The organism is Alistipes sp. DJF_B185 (assembly GCF_964250025.1).
Classification (GTDB): Bacteria; Bacteroidota; Bacteroidia; order Bacteroidales; family Rikenellaceae; genus Alistipes; species Alistipes finegoldii.
Window position 1 is genome coordinate 395,072 of the sequence record NZ_CAXUDY010000002.1, and the last position, 20,028, is coordinate 415,099.

The window sequence follows — 20,028 nt, forward strand, 5'->3', positions numbered from 1 at the left end:
ATGAAAACACTCGATATGAAAGCTTGGGCCGAATCAGCCCGAAACGGCCGGCGGCGTCTGGCGATTCCGATCATGACCCATCCGGGCATCGAACTGTGCGGTTACACGGTACGCGACGCCGTCACCGACGGCGAAGTGCACGCCCGCGCCATTCTGGCCCTCAATGACCGCTACCCCGCCGACGCATGCTCGGTCATCATGGATCTGACGGTAGAGGCGGAGGCCTTCGGCGCACACATCGTCTTTCCCGAAAACGAAGTTCCGAGCGTTACCGACACTTTGGTACACGACCTTTCGGAGATCGAGGCACTGAAAATCCCGACGCTCGAAGCCGGCCGCATCCCGCAGTACCTCAAGGCCAACCGCATCGTCGCCGAAGCCCTCGGCGACAAGCCCCTGTTCGCGGGCTGCATCGGGCCGTTCTCGCTGGCCGGACGGCTTTTCGGCATGACCGAACTGATGATGGCCACCTTTACCGAGCCTGAGACGATTCAGCTGCTGCTGAAAAAATGCACGCGGTTCATCGGCGATTACTGCATAGCGCTCAAAAAGAGCGGAGCGCAGGGCGTCGTGATTGCGGAACCCGCCGCCGGACTCGTTTCCAACGAGGATTGCAGCCTTTACTCCTCCCTATACGTGCGACGGATCGTAGAGTTGGTTCAGGACGACCATTTTCTGGTCGTGCTGCACAACTGCGGCAATACAGGGCACTGCACCGAAGCCATGGTCGAGACCGGTTCGGCCGGCTACCACTTCGGCAATCAGGCCGGGATGGTCGCAGCGCTGGAAGCATGTCCCGCTGACACGTTGGTTATGGGCAACATCGACCCCGTGGGACTGTTCAAGCAGGCGTCCGCCGACGAAATGTACCGCGCGACGCAAGAACTGCTGAACGCCACGGCGGCATATCCGAACTTCATCCTTTCGTCGGGCTGCGACGTGCCGCCCGAAACGCCCCACGCCAATATCGACGCCTTTTACAAGGCTCTCTCCGAGTACAACAAAACTACAAACCGATACCGATGAAAAAGACTGCATTCCTATTCGCAGCCCTACTGGTAGTCCTGACGATTTGCGCGACCGACGCAAAGGCTTCGGAACGCTGGACCAAAGCGCAGGCGCAGGCATGGGGCGAAGCCAATCCGTGGTTCTGCGGCTTCAACTACATTCCCGCAAATGCTATCAAGTATACGGCCATGTGGGACAAGACGAGTTTCTCGCCCGAAGTGATGGAGCGCGAACTCGCACTGGCTGAAGAGACGGGGCTGAACTGCGCCCGCGTCGTGCTTCAGTACGCCGTCTATGCCGAGAATCCGAAACATTTCATCAAAGCGTTCGACAAATTTTTGGAAATTTGCGACAGACACCGTATCAAGGCAATGCCGATCTTCTTCGACGACTGCGTTTTCGGCGCCAACGCCGATCCCGTGACCGGGCCGCAGCCCGAACCGCTCAAAGGCTGGTACGCATGGGCGTGGTCGCCCTCGCCCGGTCATACGATGGTCATCGACGAGCGCACGCATCCGCTGCTCGAAACCTATGTCAAGGAGATCATGACCCGCTTCGGTCAGGACGACCGCATCTTCGTATGGGACCTCTATAACGAACCCACCAACAGCGGATTGGGCGACCGCAGCCTGCCGCTGCTGAAAAGCGTCGTGAAGTGGGCGCGCGAGGTCGATGTCAAACAGCCGATCACCGTCGGCGTATGGTGCGGCAACGAGGGGCTGAACCGCTTCTGCCTCGACAACTCGGACATAGTCAGCTTCCACTGCTACGCCGATGCGAACCACACGCGCAACACGTGCCGCGAGCTGAAAAAGGAGGGGCGTCCGGTGATCTGCACCGAATGGATGAACCGACCCGCGGCATCGACGATCCCGACCGTGCTGCCCGTCTTCGCCGAAGAGGAGGTAGGCTGCATGATGTGGGGATTGGTGAACGGCAAGACGCAGACCGACCTCCCGTGGGGCCACCGTCCCGAACACGGCGAGTACAAAGGACCGTGGCAGCACGACATTTACCACGGCGACTTCACCCCCTACGATCAGACCGAAATAGACCTGCTGAAAAAATACTGCAAATAACATTCCGACCCGCAAGACAATGAGAACAAAACTATTAGCACTGCTTTCCTTGGGAGCCGCAGGCCTTGTCCCGGCCGCGACGGCGCAGGAAATCCCCCTGACGCGCATCGACATTGACGTTGCGCAGGAAAAAGCCGAAATCGCCCCGACGATGTACGGCGTATTCTTCGAAGACATCAACCGCTCGGCCGACGGCGGCATCTATGCCGAACTGATCTTCAACCGCGGCTTCGAGGAGGCGAATCTTCCGTCGGGCTGTACCTACAATCCCGGTGACAAGCGCGTTTACGCGCCCCATAAATCGGTCTACTCCTCGCCCGAACACCTGCGAAGCTGGAGTATTCCGTGGAATATCGAGGACAAACATCCGGGCTGGACGGTCGAATGTCCGGCCGACGGCGAATACTCGGTCCGCATCGATGACACCGACCATCTGGGCGTCGAAGCATCGAAGGCCATGTACCTGACCATCGACCGCCATGCAGCCCCGTTCAGGCTGGTGAACAGCGGTTTCTACGGACTGGCCGTCGAAGCGGGCAAAAAATACGACCTGCGTTTCTACATCAAGGCCGCACCCGGCTACAAGGGCGGCGTGACGGCTGAAATCCTCACGGCGCAAAACGAGGTCATCGCCTCGAAACGTTTCACGCTCAAGGGCGACGGGGAGTGGAAATATTTCGAAGCCGTCATGAAGCCCTCGCAGACCATGAACGACGGCCGGTTCGCCCTGCGTTTCGACTCGGCGGGTGCACTGGAGATCGACTACGTGTCGCTCTTCCCGCAGGAGACCTTCCACAACCGGTCCAACGGCCTGCGCAGGGACGTCGCCCAATTCGTCGCCGACCTCAAACCGGCCTTCATGCGCTGGCCCGGCGGCTGTATCGTCGAGGGGCTGACGATGGAGAACCGCGTGAACTGGAAAAACACCATCGGCAAGCCCGAACTCCGCAAGGGCGAGTACAACCTCTGGGGCTACCACTCGACCAACGGCTTCGGCTACCACGAATTCCTGCAGTACTGCGAAGACATCGGGGCGCAGGCGATGTTCGTCTGCAACGCCGGCATGTCGTGCGACGGCCGCAACGGCGACTATTACGATGACAAGGAGGTCGAGGTGCTGATACAGGATGCGCTCGACGCCATCGAGTACGCCACGGGCGACGCCGAGACCACCAAATGGGGCGCCGAACGCGCAAAGAACGGACATCCCGCGCCCTTTACGCTCGACTATATCGAAGTAGGCAACGAGAACCACAGCGCCATGTACGCCAAATATTACAACCGCTTCTACAAACGTATCCGCGAAGCGTATCCCGACATTACGATCATTACCTGCCTGCCGATGAGCGACCAGCTCTCGTGGATCGACGGTTACGACATGAACGATCCCCATTTCTACAACTTCCCCAGCTGGTTCTACGCCAACACCGACTACTTCGACAAGTTCCCGCGCGAAAAGGGCCACAAAACCTATGTCGGCGAATACGCCTGCAACATGGGCGTCGGTTCGGGCAACATGGAAGGCGCACTGAGCGAAGGAGCGTTCATGATGGGCATGGAACGCAATTCGGATCTGGTGACGATGACCTCCTACGCCCCGCTGATGGAGAATACCAAATGCCGCATGGGCGTCAACCTGATTCTGGTACGGAACGACGACGTCATCGGCAGGAGTTCCTACTGGGTCGAGCGCATGTTCACCGACAACCGTCCGGACGTGAATCTGGCCACCGACACGCAATTGGGTGTGCTTCCCGACAAGACCACTCCGGTCGGCGGCATCGGTCTGGGAACCTACCAAACGGCGGCGGAGTACTCCAATATCCGCATTTCGGTAGACGGTGAACAGGTTTACGCATCGGATTTGGAGAATAATCCCGGCGAATGGGCTGCCGCTTCGGGCGATTGGAAAATCGAAGGCGGCAAGCTGATCCAGCCCGACGAGAACGGCACCGGCTCGATCATGCTCCGCGACCAATGGCTCGACGCCGTCAAGTCGAAGATCGTATCCGTGGAATTCGACGCCAGAAAGCTGGGCGGCAAAGAGGGGTTCGTCCTCAAGTTCGGCGCCAAAGATCCGGCGAACTGCTACCAGCTGACGCTGGGCAGCTTCGGCAATGCATGGACTATCTTCCAGAGCGTCGCCGACGACAACGCCTTCGTGCTGAACACCGACCGTCCGACGACACGCATCGAAACGGGCCGCACCTACCATGTGAAACTCGTCATCAAGGACAAGGATATCTTGGAGTGCTGGATCGACGGCCGAAAAGACCTGACCTACGACAACAGCTACGTACAGCGCCAATACGCCATCGCGGGACTGGACCGGACAAACGGCGAAGTGATCGTCAAGGTAATCAATGCCGAGGACGTTCCGATGCGCACGAAGCTCAATTTCCGTAACGCCGAATTCGAGCCGCAGGGCAAACGCATCTCGCTCTGGGCGAATTCCAAGCACGAGGAAAACACTTTCGAGGACCGGAACCGGATCGTTCCGGTGGAGGATGTCTTCAACAACGTAAGCTCCTCGATGGACGTCACGTTCCGCCCCCAATCTATGACCGTACTGAGACTCAAACTCAAAAAATAGCCCGCGCCGCCGTCTGCCGCCGTATTGCACCGAACCGGCGGCAGACAGGGCCGCAGGCCGCAAACCCGAACGAACATGAAAATCATCAGACACCGCATATTTCCGCTCCTGACAGCCACCGCAATCTTTATCGGCGGTACGGTTTCCGCCGCCGCACCGCAGTCGGGACAGTTCTACAAAACCAAAATGCACAAAGGCACGATCACCGTCGCCGACATCCGCCGGGACCACGGCCCTGCGCGCATGATCTCCACGGCCTTTCAGGGACTCATAAATCAAGAGACGGCCGAGTGCTACCTCTATTTAGCCGACCACCATGTCCGCCAGCTCGACGACACCAAACGCCCCTTCGAGATCCTGCCCTTCGGCGAAGGCCGCGATCCGGGTCTGCGCTCGCTGTTCAAGGCCTATGCGGACCGTGTGCAGAACATCTACATCTGGAGTCCAGAGGAAGACTGGTCGTGGAACATGGCCGTCATGCTCTCGGCCCAGCACCAAGGACTGCCGCTGACCGAGGAACTCTATGCCCGCCTGACGGCCGAAACCCCGTGGAAAGGTAACGTGGAGCGGCTTTACGGCCGCTGGGCGTCCAAGCGCGACGCATATGAATGGGCCATGGAGACCATTCAGCCCCAATGCCACCCGAACATACTCTTCACGCTGGGACTGCGCAGCGACTGGACGGGCAATCCGTGGACGCTCTACGACTATGCCGTGGCGTCGCGCGGTTTCGCATTCTGGCTCGACGACGCTGATCCCGAAGAGCGTTCGATCATCGAGGAGATCTGCCGAAAAGGCGACTTCAAGCCGGGAGCCATCGTCATGGGCTATGCCAAGAGCGGCGACGACCTGCTATACGTCACCAACCGCTACAACATCGGCTACGTCGTGAGCGACTACTACGCCAACGGCAGTTTCTGGTGCAGTTACCCCAACAAATCGTTCAAACAGCGGCCGGGCAAAGCCGTCAAGGCCGAGAACGGCAAAATCTACGTCAGCGTCGTATTCAGCGACGGCGACAACGTACAGTTCGACCAGAACGCGCTCTACGCCATCTGGACCGAGGACACCGACCGCGGGGCTTTCCCCGTCGGCACGACCCTCTGCGCCGGCATGCAGGAGCTGAACCCGTTCCTGCTGGAGTGGTATTACAAGCACATGAGTCCCAACGACGAGCTGATGGCCGGCCCTTCGGGCTACCAATTCATCTACGGCCGCGACTACAGCGAGGAAGGTTATGAGAAGTGGCTCGAACTGAACCGCCGGTGGCTCGCGTCGGCCGGATTCAAGACGGCCTGCTTTTGGCACACCTCCTACGGCACGGACCGTTTCTACCGCTATGCGGAAACCGCGGGACTCGAAGGCGTCTTCAACGGCGACGACGACGTGGTGCTGGACTACCACGACGGGGTAATCATCATGAATCAGGGCGACCATCTGGTCGCCGAAGGCGATCTGTACAACAACCTCGCGCACCGGCAGGGGCTGCTCGATCCTTCGCGGCCGCACTTTCTGAACGTCTACCCCACGGCGGCCACTTACGGCTACCACGGCGTGGCCCGTCTGAAACGCGAAGCCGAACGGCTGGAAAAGGATTTCCCCGGCCGCTTCGTATTCCTGATGCCCAAGGACAACGTCGCCACGGCCCGCAAGTATTACGAGGCGCACCCCGAACATATTCCGTGGAAAAACAAGCCCCAAAACAAATAATCCGGCCATGCTCAAACACACGATTATCCCGCTGCTGGCTCTCGCCGGCGCAACCGCTGTACAAGCCCGGACTCCCGATCCGTCGCTCGCACGACAGGAAGGCGTCCTGCAATGGGTGGACACGCGGATCGGCACGTCGGGCCACGGCCATACCTTCATGGGCGCCGCCGCACCGTTCGGAGCCGTACAGCTCGGTCCCAACAACTTCAACAAAGGCTGGGACTGGTGTTCGGGTTACCACGATTCGGATTCGATCTGCGTGGGATTCGCACACCTGCACCTCAACGGCACGGGATGCAGCGACACGGGCGACCTGCTCTTTATGCCCACCACAGGCGAAATACGTGTAACGCCCGGATCGCAGGAGAATCCCGACAGCGGCTACGCCTCGCGCTACTCGCACCAGCGCGAAGCGACCGCCCCAGCCTACTACCGGCTGCATCTGGACGATTACGGCATCGACGTCGAACTGACCGCCACCGAGCGCGTGGGATTCCACCGCTACACCTTCCCCAGCGAGGGGCAGAAACAGGTGGTGATAAATCTCTTCGACGCCAACGGCGACGACCGCGCGACGGAGACCTTCATCGAACAGCAGGACAACCATACGGTCCGCGGCTACCGCTGTTCGTCGGGCTGGTCCAAACAACAGCGCATCTATTTCACGGCACGCTTCTCGGAACCCGTGACGCTCGAAATCTACAAAGACGACAAACTCGCCGCAGGCAGCAGCGTCGAGCGCGGCATAAACCTCAAAGGAGTCGCTCGGCTCGACGATTCGGCCCGCGAGGTACTGGTCAAAGTCGGCATCTCGCCCGTCAGCATGGCGGGCGCGGCGCGCAATATCGACTGTGAACTTCCCGGCTGGGACTTCGTCGCCACGGTCAGGGCGACCAGCCGCAAATGGGAACGCGAGCTGGGCAAAGTCGCGGTCAAAGGTTCGGACGATGCGGCCCGCCGTATCCTCTACACCGGGCTTTACCACGCTTTCCTCCAGCCCAACCTCTTCAACGACTGCGACGGAGCATACCGCGGCGCCGACGGCAAAAACCACGAGGACCCCGGACACGAGACCTACACCGTATTCTCGTTATGGGACACCTACCGCGCCGCGCATCCGCTCTACACGCTGCTGCAGCCCGAACGCGTGCCCGACATGGTCAATACGATGCTCGACATTTACGACGAGCAAGGTTATCTCCCCGTCTGGCACCTGTACGGCTCCGACACCCGCGAAATGATCGGCATCCAGTCGGTTCCGGTCGTTGCCGACGCCGTTATGAAAGGATTTCCGGGCATTGATTACGACCGCGCCTTCGAAGCCATGAAGCGGTCGATGCTGAGCGACTACAAGGGACTCGCATGGCTCCGCACGCAGGATTACATCCCGTCCGACAAGGAGGGCGAATCGGTCGCCAAAGGGCTGGAATATGCGCTGGCGGACGGCAGCATCGCCCTTGCGGCCGAAAAGCTGGGCTGCGAAGAGGATGCCCGCCTGTTCGGCAGGCGCGCCCGATTCTACACAAGTTACTGGGACCCCGAAACCCGATTTTTCCGCGGCCGCAACCTCGACGGATCGTTCCGCGAACCGTTCGATCCGTTCCACTCGACCCACCGCAACGACGACTACTGCGAGGGTACGGGGTGGCAGTACATCTGGCTGGTGCCGCACGACGTCCGGGGGCTGATTTCACTTTTCGGCAGCGAAGAGGCGTTCACGGAGAAACTCGACCGGCTCTTCACCGTCGAGGGCGACATGGGCGAACATGCGTCGGGCGACATATCGGGCCTGATCGGCCAGTACGCCCACGGCAACGAACCGGGACACCACACCGTCTATCTTTACGCATACGCCGGACAGCAGTGGAAAACCGCCCGCATGGTACGCCGCATACTCAACGAAATGTATACCGACCGGCCCAACGGACTGGCGGGCAACGAGGACTGCGGCCAGATGTCTTCGTGGTACGTACTTTCGGCGATGGGATTCTACCCGGTGAATCCTTCGCTGGGAATCTACGTCCTCGGCAGTCCCAAATTCGCGGAAATGACCATCCGGACGGGGAACGGCAAAAAATTCACGGTAAAGGCCGAAGGCAATTCGGAACGCAACATCTATATCCAGTCGGCGGAACTCAACGGCAAACCCTATCCGTACGCCTACATCCGCCATAGCGACATCGTAAAGGGCGGAACGCTGCGCCTGACAATGGGTCCGCAACCGAACAGGGAGTTCGGCGCCGCTCCGGAACACCGTCCCTTCGAACGTTAAATTACAGATAACCCGACCAACAAACCGACCATGAAAACCCTACACCAGAATCTTTCGCTTCCGGCGCTGGCCCTGCTGCTGGGCGCCTGTTCTCAGCCGGAAGCCCAAATAAACATCGACGCGGCACAGCGCGGCGCAGAGGTTCCCTCATCCCTGTACGGCATCTTCTTCGAAGAGATCAACCACGCGGGCGACGGCGGACTCTACGCCGAGCTGATTCAGAACCGCGGATTCGAAGACAGCTCCGTACCCGAAGGCTACCGGGTCGAAGGCGATAAAATCTATCCACCCGCCGTCTGCAATCACCTTACCGGCTCGAAGCCCCATCCCGATCTGGCATTTCGCTGGACAACGGACGAAATACCCGCATGGTCGCTCGAACAGTTGGCAGGCGAAGGCGCGACCATGCAACTCACGACCGAATATCCGCTCAACAGCGCGACTCCGACGGCGCTGAAGGTCACGCTTCCCGTTCAGGGACGCGTCGCGCTCTCCAATACCGGATTCTGGGGCATCAACATCGAGAAGGACAAAAGCTATTTCCTGCGTTTCAACACCTCGAACGGCAACCTGTTCGACGGCAAAGCCACCATCAAACTCGTCGGCGCCGACGGCACGGAACTCTGCAACCGGCCGCTGGCCCTCGACCCGGATAAATCTTGGTGTCAGTATTCGGGCGAACTCATAGCTGCCGGCACTGACCACAACGCCCGCTTCGTCATCGAACTCGAAGGCAAAGGAACGCTGCTGCTCGATTACGTTTCGCTCTTCCCGGCCGAAACGTTCCGTAACCGCGAAAACGGACTGCGCAAGGATATCGCCGAGACGCTCGAAGCCATGCGTCCGGCATTCGTCCGCTGGCCGGGCGGCTGCGTGGTGGAGGGCATCACCCTTTCGAACCGTATCAAATGGAAGGAAACCATCGGCGATCCGGCTACCCGTCCGGGTGTTTACGACACTTGGGGCTATCGTACCACGATGGGCTTCGGCTACCACGAATTCCTGCAGTTCTGCGAGGACATCGGTGCCGAAGGCATGTTCGTCTGCAACGTGGGACTGGGCTGTCAGGGCCGCGCGGGCGACGCATGTCCGGAAGAGGAGGTGGACTTCTTCATCAACGACGCACTCGACGCCATCGACTACGCATTGGGCGACGGCACGACCGCGTGGAGCCGCAAACGCGTCGAGAACGGTCATCCCGAACCTTTCCCGCTGAAATACGTCGAAATCGGCAACGAAAACTGGGGTCCGGTCTATGAAAAGCGTCACGACAAATTCTACAAGGCCATCAAGGCGAAATATCCGCAGTTAAAACTCATCTCGACGCTCGGACTGGGCGGCCAGCACCGTCACGAGAAGGTCGATATGATAGATCCCCACTGGTACGTGTCGCCCGAATTCTTCTTCGCCAGCGACAAACTCTTCGACCAACAGGAACGCGGGGATTACGAAATCTACATCGGCGAATACGCCGTCAATCAGAACGTCGGCGGCGGCAACCTGCTCGGCGCATTGGCCGAGGCGGCGTTCCTCACGGGTGTCGAGCGCAACTCCGATCTGGTGAAAATGGCCTCCTACGCTCCGCTGTTAGAGAACGTCAATGACCGCGTCTGGCCCACGAACCTCATCTGGTTCGACTCCCACCGCGTCATGGGACGCTCGTCGTATCAGGTACAGAAGATGTACGCCGAAAACCGTCCGTCGTTCAACGTCGCCACCGCATTCGAACAGCCGACACACCCCGTCGAAGTCCGCGGCCGAATCGCATTGGGCGGCTGGAATACCGACAACGAATACAAGGACCTGAAAGTCACGCTGGCCGACGGTCGCACCGTCGAGGCCGACATGACGCAGGGCTGGACGCCCCAAGAGGGTTCGTGGACTGCCGGGGAAGGCACGCTGAAAGGCTCCGGTCCCGGCGTGATGCGCTGGATTCTATGGAGCACGCCGGAAGCGTTCGGCGACTGCTCGATCTCGCTCAAGGCCCGCAAGACCGCCGGAGCGGAGGGGTTCCTCATCTACTTCGGCATGCACGACGGGCTGAACGGCTACGTGCTCAACATCGGCGGCTGGGGTAACCAGACTACGGCTTTCCAGCGCATCGACGGCAACGACATGCCGCAGATTCCCAACAACATCTCGCAGCATGTGGAGGAGGGACGCTGGTACGATATCCGCATCGACGTCAAAGGCGGCAAATTCACCTATTATCTCGACGGCAAACAGATGCTCGAAACGACGATCGAGAACATACAGCGCTATGTAGTTTCGGGTTACGACGAGAATGCGGGCGAACTGATCGTCAAATTCGTGAACGCCACCGAAGAGCCGTTCACCACGTCAATCAACCTGCAGAACGTAACCTCCGTGGAGGGCAGGGGAAAAGTCGTCACCCTCACATCGGCCGACCCCAAGGACGAGAACACGCTCGAAGATCCGAAGAAAGTATTCCCAAGGGAAAGCACCTACAACGGCTTCTCGGAAAGGTTCGACTACACGTTCGAACCGTGGTCGCTGACCGTGCTGCGCATCAAGGCCGAAATCTAAATACCGAACAAAGGGATAACCCGCCGGCATTGCTACGGAAGGCGGGTTATCCTTTTTCCACAATTCCGAACCGCATGAAAAAGCTTCTTTTCACCCTGCTCTCAGCCGCCGTCGCCGTATCGGCCGCGGCCGGCGACAAAAACTACCTCCGCTATGTGGATCCCTACATCGGAGCGGGTGGCCACGGCCATGTTTTCGTCGGGGCCTGCGTTCCCTTCGGTGCGATACAGGTCGGACCGCAAAATATCTTCAAAGGCTGGGACTGGTGTTCCGGCTACCACTATTCGGACAACGTGCTGATCGGATTTTCGCACACGCACCTCAGCGGTACGGGCTGCACCGATCTGGGCGACATCCAGATCATGCCCTTCACGGGCGACGTGCGCACGCGCCGCGGCGAACAGGACGACATCTCGAACAGCTGTTCAGCCCATTACCGGCATGAAAACGAGCGGGTTTCGCCCTATTCCTATTCCCTGACGCTCGACAACGGCATTCATGCCGAACTGACCGCATCGCGGCGGGTCGCGTTCCACAAATACACCTTCCCGGCGGGCGAAGAGACCCGTCTGCTGATCAACCTCCGCGAAGGCAACGGATTTCAATCGTTCGCCTCGTCGCTACGGCTGGTCGATACCCACACCGTCGTCGGCCACCGCATCGTCAAAGGCTGGGCGCCGGAACACCGCGTCTACTTCGCACTGAAAAGCGACCGTCCGATCGCCGAACTGCTGGTCTTCAACGACGACGAGCCGGCCGGACGCGGCGAGCTGGAAGGCGAAGGCGTGAAGGGCGTGGTCTGCTTCGAAGGCAGCGTCGAGAAACTGGCACTGAAAGTCGCCGTTTCGTCCGTAAGCACCGACAATGCGCTGGAAAACCTGCGCAAAGAGATTCCCCACTGGAATTTCGACAAGGTGATGACGGCGGCCCGCGACGCATGGGAAAAGGAATTGGAGCGCGTCGAGATCACGACTGCGGACGAACGCGCCAAGCGCATCTTCTATACGGCCATGTACCACACGATGATCGCCCCCACGACCTACTGCGACGTGAACGGTGAATTCCGCGGCCACGACAATAAAATCCGCAAAACCAGCCGGACAAATTATTCGACCTTCTCGTGCTGGGACACTTACCGGGCGCTGCATCCGTGGTTTACAATCATCCAGAGCGACCGGGTGGGCGACATGGTCGCGTCGATGCTCTCGATCTGCGACCAGCAGGGCAAGCTTCCGATCTGGCCGCTGATCGGCGGCGAGACCAACCAGATGCCCGGCTACGGCAGCGTACCGATCGTCAGCGACGCGGTAGTGAAAGGGATCCGGGGCATCGACGCGGAGCGCGCCCTGCAATGCGCCCTGCAGACGGCCACACTCCGCGAACAGGCCGGAATCGGCTATGTGCTGGACCGGGAGTATATCCCTGCGGACAAGGAGTTCGAGGCGACCTCCAAAGCCATGGAGTATGCGGTGGCCGACTGGGGCATCGCCGCCATGGCGCACAAACTCGGACACAAAGACGTGGAGCGGACTTTCGCCCGGCGCGCCCGCTACTGGAAACATTACTTCGACGGCGACATCAATTTCATCCGCCCGAAATTCGACGACGGAAGCTGGCTCACGCCCTACAATCCGTTCCAGTCGGTACACGGCGGCACAGGCTACTTCGCCGAAGGCACGGGGTGGCAGTACACCTTCTTCGTGCCGCAGGATCCCTACGGGCTGATCGAAGCCATGGGCGGCGACGAACCTTTCCGCGCCAAAATCGACTCGCTGTTCCGCGTTTCCGGCGACATGGGTCCCCACGCCTCGGCCGACATTTCGGGGCTGATCGGCCAGTACGCCCACGGCAACGAGCCTTCGCACCACGTCATCTATCTCTACAACTACGCAGGCCAGCAGTGGAAAACCGCCGAACTGGTGCGCTACGTACAGCACCATTTCTACACCGACCGACCGGACGGCATCATCGGCAACGAGGACTGCGGCCAGATGTCGGCATGGCATATTCTCTCGGCACTAGGTTTCTATCAGGTCAATCCCTCGTGCGGGGTCTACTCGTTCGGCAGCCCGCTTTTCGAGAAAGCGGTGCTGAATATGCCCAACGGACGCAAATTTATGGTGACAACAGAGAACAATTCCGCAAAAAACAGCTATATTCAATCCGTGGAACTGAACGGAAAACCTTATCTGAACTCCTACATCGCATACGACGACATCGTTCGCGGGGGCACGCTGAAATTCGTCATGGGCCCGCAGCCCAACTACGACTTCGGCTCCGCCCCCGAACACCGTCCCTACAACGAAACACGCCAATAAAGACGCTATGAATACGAATACCAAACGATTGCTCTGCACCCTCGCCGGCACGGCGGCCCTGCTGACGGCGGCCGGAAGCGACGACGGGAGTCGCATCGAAATCGACCTCGGCAAACGCGGGGCCGAAATTCCCGCATCGCTCTACGGCGTCTTCTTCGAGGAGATCACCGGTTCGGGCGACGGCGGGCTTTACGCCGAGATGATCCGCAACCGCGGCTTCGAGGAGGGCGTACTCCCGACGGGCTGCACGCTCGACGCCGACGGGTATGCCGCCGCACCCCACGCGCACTGCTATTCGAACGACTCGGTCAACCGCTTCCGCGTGCGGTGGAGTCCCGATCTGGCGATGACGGGCTGGCGGACGCAGTACGCCGACGGCTCACAGGCCGCTTCGTCCGTTACCGCCGAATATCCGCTCAACGCCGCCACGCCCCACGCCCTGCGCCTCGACCTCGCCGCGGCGCGCGGCGAAGTGAGCGCCGTAAACAGCGGCTACTGGGGAATCGCCGTCGAAGCGGGCAAGAGCTACGATCTGGAATTTTACGTCCGCGCGGAGAAAACCCCGTGGTGCCGCGCCGCGATCGTCACGCCCGACGGGCAACCTGTTGCTGCGAGCGACGTGCGTCTGACGACGGACGGCAGCTGGCACCGCTATACGGCGACCTTCACCCCGTCGAAGACAGGGAACAAAAACACCCTGCGCCTTACCTTCCCCGCCGAAGGCCGCGTCTGGATCGATTACGTGTCGCTCTTCCCGCGCGACACCTACAAGGGCCGCACCAACGGACTGCGCAAGGATGTGGCGACGATGATCGAAGAGCTGCGCCCGGCGTTCGTCCGCTGGCCCGGCGGCTGTATCGTCGAGGGGCTGACGCTCGACAACCGCGTGAAATGGAAAGAGACCATCGGCGACCCGGTAAAACGTCCGGGAGAGTACAACCTGTGGGGCTACCGCAGTACGTACGGGTTCGGCTACCATGAATTCCTGCAGTTCTGCGAGGACATCGGCGCCGAGGGCATGTTCGTCTGCAACGCGGGCATGTCGTGTCTGTTCCGCAACGGCGACTATGTGCAGGGCGACGAACTCGAACCGCTGATCGAGGAGGCGCTCGACGCCATCGAATACGCTTTGGGCGATGCAAAGACGACCGAATGGGGCGCCGAACGCGCCAGAAACGGTCATCCCGAACCCTTTCCGCTGAAATACATCGAGGTCGGCAACGAAAACGTCTTCGCCCGCTATGCGGCCAACTACAATCGTTTCCACAAGGCGATCAAGGCGAAATATCCGCAGCTGACGGTTATCTCAGCGCTGATGTTCAGCGACGACATCAAGCGGCTGGACAAAGTGGAGATGATCGACCCGCACTATTACGAGACCGCCGACTGGTTCTACAACAACGCCGACGTCTACGACAAGCTCCCGAAGAAGCTCCCCTATAAGATTTACGTCGGCGAATACGCCGCCGTCGGGCAGTCGAATCTCTACGCGTCGCTGGCCGAAGCGGCTTACCTGACCGGCGTGGAGCGCAACGCCGACAAAGTGCAGCTGGTCTCCTACGCCCCGCTGATCGAAAACGCCCATTACGGCCGCAACCACCTGATGGTACTCGACAACAAACAGGTTTACGGACGCACGAACTACCATGTGATGAAACTCTTTTCGGAGAACCGGCCCGATGTGAACGTTCCGCTCTGCATTCTCGGAGAGCAGGTCGCAAAACCCCACTCTCCCAAAGGATTCATCGGCCTGAGTACGGGCAACACGGCGGCGCAGTTCCGCGACCTGAAGGTCACGAGCAACGGCCGCACCCTCTACACCACCGACTGGAGCGACCTCGACACACGCTGGGAGACGATCCGCGGCGAGTGGAAAGCCGCAGGCGGCGTCCTGACCCAGCCAGTCCCGGCCGGAGATGCGCTCCTGCGTCTGAAAGATCTCGAAGCGGGCGACTGCACGATCACCCTCAAAGCCCGCAAGACGGCCGGACACGAAGGGTTCCGCGTAGTCTTCGGCATGCAGGACGACCGCCGCTATTTCATGGCCGACATGGGAAGCCACTCCAACGAGTCGGTCCTCTTCCGGGAGATCGGCGACAAAGGTTCGGTTTCACTCTTCGACTACCGCAATCAGGAGCCGATCGAAGCGAACCGGTGGTACGACGTGCGCATCGAAATCCGTGGCAACAAATGGAAGTGCTACCTCGACGGTGAACTCAAATACGCCTACGACTATACGATCGTCAACAAGCACTACGCCGTCGCAGGTCTCGACCGCAAGCGTAACGAACTGGTCGTCAAACTGGTCAATGGCCGCACGGAGCCGTGGCGAACCTCGCTGGCGCTGAAAGGCGGGAAAGCCGCGCCCGGCGAAGCCCGGCGCATCGAGCTTGCATCGGCGTCAATCTACGACGAAAATTCGTTCGAAGAACCCGAAAAAATCACCGCCCGCGAATCGGCATTCCGCATCGAAGGGCGCACCGTACCCGTAGAATGCGCCCCCAACTCGCTCACCATCCTGCGTATACCTCTCGACAAATAATAACCAGCAACCTCAATACCCCGATGACAAAGTATCTGAAACTGATTTCCGCCATTGCCGCCCTGCTGCTTGCGGCATCGTGCGGCAGCACAAAAAACACACGTAAAAGCCTTTCGGGAAATCCCGTCTTTCCGGGCTGGTACGCCGACCCCGAAGGCGCCGTCTTCGGCAAGGAATACTGGATTTTCCCCACCCTTTCGGACCTCTATGCCGCACCGGGCGAGGAAATGCCGGCCTACCCCGCCGAGAAAAGCTCGGCAGTCCACCAGCTGTACAACATCCAGACCTACATGGACGCCTTCTCGTCGAAGGACCTCGTGAACTGGACCAAACATCCGAAAGTCCTCACCACCGACGCCGTGAAATGGGTAAAATATGCCATGTGGGCGCCGGCGATACTCGAACACAAGGGCAAATATTACCTCTTCTTCAGCGGCAACGACATCCAAAACGACCACGAATACGGCGGCATCGGCGTCGCCGTGGCTGACCGTCCAGGCGGCCCGTACAAAGACGCGCTGGGCAAACCGCTGATCGACCGCATCGTCAACGGCGCGCAACCCATCGACCAGTTCGTTTTCCGCGACGACGACGGTACGCATTATATGTACTACGGCGGCTGGCACCATTGCAACATGGTCAAACTGTCGGACGACCTGCTGAGCGTCGTGCCGTTCGATGACGGCGAGACGTACAAGTCCGTAACGCCTGAAAACTACGTCGAAGGACCGTTTATGTTCAAGCGCGGCGGCAAGTACTATTTCATGTGGAGCGAAGGCGGCTGGAGCGGTCCCGACTACAGCGTGGCCTATGCCATCGCCGACTCCCCGTTCGGGCCGTTCGAACGTATCGGCAAAATTCTCCAGCAGGACCCCGAAATCGCCACCGGAGCCGGCCACCACTCGGTGATACGGATTCCCGGCAGGGACGAATACTACATCGTCTACCACCGCCGCCCGCTGGGCGCGACCGCCATGGGGCACCGCCAGACCTGCATCGACCGCATGGAGTTCGATGCAGACGGCTTCATCAAACCCGTAAAAATGACTTTCGAAGGGGTCAAACCCGTCCGGATCAAATAACGACCACATAAAAAACAAAGACCATGAAACGCTATCTCTTCTTAATGGCAGCCACGGCCTGCATGCTCTCCTGCGCAGGCAATGGCGACAGCGGAAACGGCGTCGAACTGCTCGATGCCGCCGCCTTCAGAACCAAAATCGACGGGAAACCCGTCGGACTCTACACCCTGCAAAACCCCGACGGCATGACCGTGCAGCTCACCAATTACGGCGCACGCGTCGTCGCGCTCTGGGTTCCGGCCGCCGACGGCCGCTTCCGCGACGTGGTATGGGGATACGACAGCATCGACGCCTATCTCCGCACGGCCGACAAATACTGCGGACCCGTTGTGGGACGCTTCGGCAACCGCATCGGCAAAGGACGCTTCACGCTCGACGGCAAGGAGTACCAACTGACGATCAATAACGGCGAGAACCACCTGCACGGCGGTCCCGGAGGATTCGAATGCCGCGTCTGGGACGCCCGCGAGACCACGACGCCCGAAGGAAATCCCGCCGTCGCCATGTCCTACCGCTCCGCCGACGGCGAAGAGGGCTATCCGGGCAACCTTGACATCACGGTCACCTACTCGCTGACGCCGGACAACGGACTGGTTATCGACTACGAGGCCACGACCGACGCCCCGACAATCGTGAATCCCACGAGCCACGTCTACTACAACCTGCACGGCACAACGGAGCATTCGACCGACTCGCACCTGCTGACCATCCATGCCAGCGGCTTTACGCCCACCGACGCGGGTCTGATCCCCACGGGTGAAATCCTCCCGGTCGAAGGCACGCCGCTCGACTTCCGCACGCCGCATGCGATCGGGGAACGCATCGGACAAACCGACTACGAACCGCTGGCATTCGGAAACGGCTACGACCACAACTGGGCGCTCGACAAGCCTGAAGCGGGCACGGTTTCGCTGGCTGCCGAGGCTTATGAACCCGCGACGGGCATCCGGATGAAGATCTACACCGACCAGCCGGGACTCCAGTTCTATGCAGGACAGGGCATGGACGGCAAGGAGGTCGGCAAACGCGGCGACCGCCACAACTTCCGCTCCGGCATCGCCCTCGAAACGCAGAATTTCCCCGACGCACCCAACCACGACAACTTCCCGTCGTCGGTGTTGCGTCCGGGAGAGACCTACACGCAGCATACGGTCTACGCATTCGAAACAGACGAGCAATAACCAGCCCCCTGACAACGGAAACCCGGCGGCAAACGGACTTCGACCGGACCGAAACCGAACGCTCCAACGTCGTACATCCCGCCGTAACGATACGCCGTGAAGCCGCGACGCTCTGCGCACCGGGCCGCCCCTTGCCGACAAACAAGGACAGAAACAGACGAACAAAGAACCGGGCAAGTCCGACTAAGGCTTGCCCGGTTTTCTATCCGGCAACGGATTCCGCGGAAAGGCGATACACGGAATCCCCGGCAATTCGTTCATCAGTTCTCGTCAGGCCAATCGTCCGTGCGGCACGGGAGGGCGGGGATCCCCATCCAGTTCGTCCAATCGGCGACAATGTAGTTGCGGAACGCATAGCGCACTGCAACGGGAGCAGGCACATGATCCGACGATACGAGGATCGTGCCTTTACGACGATCGACTACGGCTTTAGCCGCATAAAACCGACGGTTCTCCCCGGCGATTTCGAATCCGCGGATCTGGCCGGGCATGGCACCCAACGCCGAAGTCACGGAGACTACGGCCGTACCGTCCGCATAATCGACCTTGGCGATACGAGGCGATTCGGGTTCCAGCCCGCTCAGGCCGTATACCTGTTTGAGCGCCGTCGCCGCAAGCCGGTCGCCGACCTGACGTTTGCGCGCAGGATGTATGCAAACGGCATCGCCTACATCCGTCGTCGGAATCAAAGCCGTATTGGGCAGCTGTTTCAACGCCCGTTCCTGCGCTTCGACCAGCAGCGGACGCGACAAGGCGTTCTCGTTCCCGCGGCCATAGCGGTAAGGAGCTATCTCCACGGCATAAAAAGCCATATTCGAATCGCCCCAGCTCCGGCGCCATGTATTGACCAACTGTTTCTGCAATGCACCGTAAGCATCGGCAAAACCGACGTTGGCTTCGCCCTGATACCAGATGAATCCGCGTGCGGCATATCCGGCAATCGGGGCGATCATTCCGTTGTACAGCTTGGCAGGATGATTTTTGTCGCTGCCGTTCACCGCCAATATCCGGGCGCACTCCTCTTTTGAAATCGTTTTCGCAATTTCCCCGGAAGGAAGCCACCCCAGAATCGACGTTCCGCCCCAAGCCGCCACGACGATACCGACGGGCACTTTCAGCGTCCGATGCAGGCGGCAGGCGAAAAGGTAAGCGACACTGCTGATGTCGGGAACCGTTCCGGCAGAGGCCGCCACCCATTTGCCGCCACAGTCGGCCTGCGGGGTATCGGAGAGCCTGCGGGCAACGGTAAAGGCCCGTACATTATCCTTCCCGGCATCGAGTATCATCTCGAAAGCACCCTCTACCGGCTGACTCAGGAAACCCTTTACAGGCATTTCCATATTGGACTGTCCGGAACATATCCACACTTCGCCGAGCTGAACGTCGCGCAGTACGATCTCCTCGCCGTCGCTGATACGGATTTCATAGGGCCCGCCCGCAGCGGGCGTCTTGACTTTGAGCGCCCAACTGCCGTTGGATGCAGCCTTGCAGGTATAGGTGCGGTTATCCCATCCGGCGGTAAGCGTCACTTTCGCTCCGGCGGCCGCCGTCCCCCAAATGCGCACGGTTGCCTGCTGTTGGAGCACCATGCCGTCGGCGAAAAACGCCGGCAGCCGGATTTCCGCGCGGGCGGTCAAAGCAAAGACCGCCGCGCAGATAATACATACGATTCGTTTCATTTTCATATCCGGTGATT

11 protein-coding genes are annotated in these 20,028 nt (G+C 60.0%); 10 read left to right on the forward strand and 1 reads right to left on the reverse strand.

Going from position 1 to position 20,028, the window contains the following annotated elements; all coding sequences use genetic code 11:
• The 10 genes from ACESTR_RS04890 (at position 1) to ACESTR_RS04935 (ending at position 18,332) form a co-directional block, all read left to right on the forward strand.
• A complete protein-coding gene (locus ACESTR_RS04890) occupies positions 1 to 1,026 on the forward strand; it encodes a uroporphyrinogen decarboxylase family protein (RefSeq protein ID WP_270391148.1) in 1,026 nt (341 codons plus the stop codon).
• Positions 1,023 to 2,087, forward strand: a complete 1,065-nt coding sequence (locus ACESTR_RS04895) for a cellulase family glycosylhydrolase (RefSeq protein ID WP_302574754.1) — start codon at positions 1,023 to 1,025, stop codon at positions 2,085 to 2,087. Before ACESTR_RS04890 ends, ACESTR_RS04895 begins: the two co-directional genes overlap by 4 nt.
• A 19-nt stretch (positions 2,088 to 2,106) precedes the next feature.
• Positions 2,107 to 4,680 (forward strand): alpha-L-arabinofuranosidase C-terminal domain-containing protein, encoded by a 2,574-nt coding sequence (locus ACESTR_RS04900; protein WP_279064778.1) that lies wholly within the window; start codon positions 2,107 to 2,109, stop codon positions 4,678 to 4,680.
• 75 nt (positions 4,681 to 4,755) lie between these two features.
• Positions 4,756 to 6,390 (forward strand): GxGYxYP domain-containing protein, encoded by a 1,635-nt coding sequence (locus ACESTR_RS04905; protein WP_279064776.1) that lies wholly within the window; start codon positions 4,756 to 4,758, stop codon positions 6,388 to 6,390.
• A gap of 7 nt (positions 6,391 to 6,397) precedes the next feature.
• Positions 6,398 to 8,662: a GH92 family glycosyl hydrolase gene (locus ACESTR_RS04910; RefSeq protein ID WP_279064774.1), complete on the forward strand. Its 2,265-nt coding sequence runs from the start codon at positions 6,398 to 6,400 to the stop codon at positions 8,660 to 8,662.
• A gap of 30 nt (positions 8,663 to 8,692) precedes the next feature.
• Positions 8,693 to 11,209: an alpha-L-arabinofuranosidase C-terminal domain-containing protein gene (locus ACESTR_RS04915; protein WP_302268841.1), complete on the forward strand. Its 2,517-nt coding sequence runs from the start codon at positions 8,693 to 8,695 to the stop codon at positions 11,207 to 11,209.
• A 74-nt stretch (positions 11,210 to 11,283) separates the two neighbouring features.
• A complete protein-coding gene (locus tag ACESTR_RS04920) occupies positions 11,284 to 13,527 on the forward strand; it encodes a GH92 family glycosyl hydrolase (protein ID WP_279064770.1) in 2,244 nt (747 codons plus the stop codon).
• A gap of 7 nt (positions 13,528 to 13,534) precedes the next feature.
• Positions 13,535 to 16,069, forward strand: coding sequence for an alpha-L-arabinofuranosidase C-terminal domain-containing protein (locus ACESTR_RS04925; protein ID WP_279064767.1), 2,535 nt, complete (start codon positions 13,535 to 13,537; stop codon positions 16,067 to 16,069).
• Positions 16,070 to 16,104: 35 nt separating this feature from the next.
• Positions 16,105 to 17,151: a glycoside hydrolase family 43 protein gene (locus ACESTR_RS04930; protein WP_408629167.1), complete on the forward strand. Its 1,047-nt coding sequence runs from the start codon at positions 16,105 to 16,107 to the stop codon at positions 17,149 to 17,151.
• Positions 17,152 to 17,174: 23 nt separating this feature from the next.
• The gene (locus ACESTR_RS04935) at positions 17,175 to 18,332 is read left to right on the forward strand and encodes an aldose epimerase family protein (protein WP_270391167.1); all 1,158 of its coding nucleotides are present in this window, start codon (positions 17,175 to 17,177) and stop codon (positions 18,330 to 18,332) included.
• A 260-nt stretch (positions 18,333 to 18,592) separates the two neighbouring features.
• Here ACESTR_RS04935 and ACESTR_RS04940 read toward each other — a convergent pair whose 3' ends face one another.
• Positions 18,593 to 20,017: a sialate O-acetylesterase gene (locus ACESTR_RS04940; RefSeq protein WP_270391170.1), complete on the reverse strand. Its 1,425-nt coding sequence runs from the start codon at positions 20,015 to 20,017 to the stop codon at positions 18,593 to 18,595.
• Positions 20,018 to 20,028: the final 11 nt, after the last annotated feature.

Coding starts and splice junctions, on each gene's coding strand:
- ACESTR_RS04890 (WP_270391148.1), top strand. CDS start 1: ATGAAAACACTCGATATGAAAGCTTGGGCCGAATCAGCCCGAAACGGC.
- ACESTR_RS04895 (WP_302574754.1), top strand. CDS start 1,023: ATGAAAAAGACTGCATTCCTATTCGCAGCCCTACTGGTAGTCCTGACG.
- ACESTR_RS04900 (WP_279064778.1), top strand. CDS start 2,107: ATGAGAACAAAACTATTAGCACTGCTTTCCTTGGGAGCCGCAGGCCTT.
- ACESTR_RS04905 (WP_279064776.1), top strand. CDS start 4,756: ATGAAAATCATCAGACACCGCATATTTCCGCTCCTGACAGCCACCGCA.
- ACESTR_RS04910 (WP_279064774.1), top strand. CDS start 6,398: ATGCTCAAACACACGATTATCCCGCTGCTGGCTCTCGCCGGCGCAACC.
- ACESTR_RS04915 (WP_302268841.1), top strand. CDS start 8,693: ATGAAAACCCTACACCAGAATCTTTCGCTTCCGGCGCTGGCCCTGCTG.
- ACESTR_RS04920 (WP_279064770.1), top strand. CDS start 11,284: ATGAAAAAGCTTCTTTTCACCCTGCTCTCAGCCGCCGTCGCCGTATCG.
- ACESTR_RS04925 (WP_279064767.1), top strand. CDS start 13,535: ATGAATACGAATACCAAACGATTGCTCTGCACCCTCGCCGGCACGGCG.
- ACESTR_RS04935 (WP_270391167.1), top strand. CDS start 17,175: ATGAAACGCTATCTCTTCTTAATGGCAGCCACGGCCTGCATGCTCTCC.
- ACESTR_RS04940 (WP_270391170.1), bottom strand. CDS start 20,017: ATGAAAATGAAACGAATCGTATGTATTATCTGCGCGGCGGTCTTTGCT.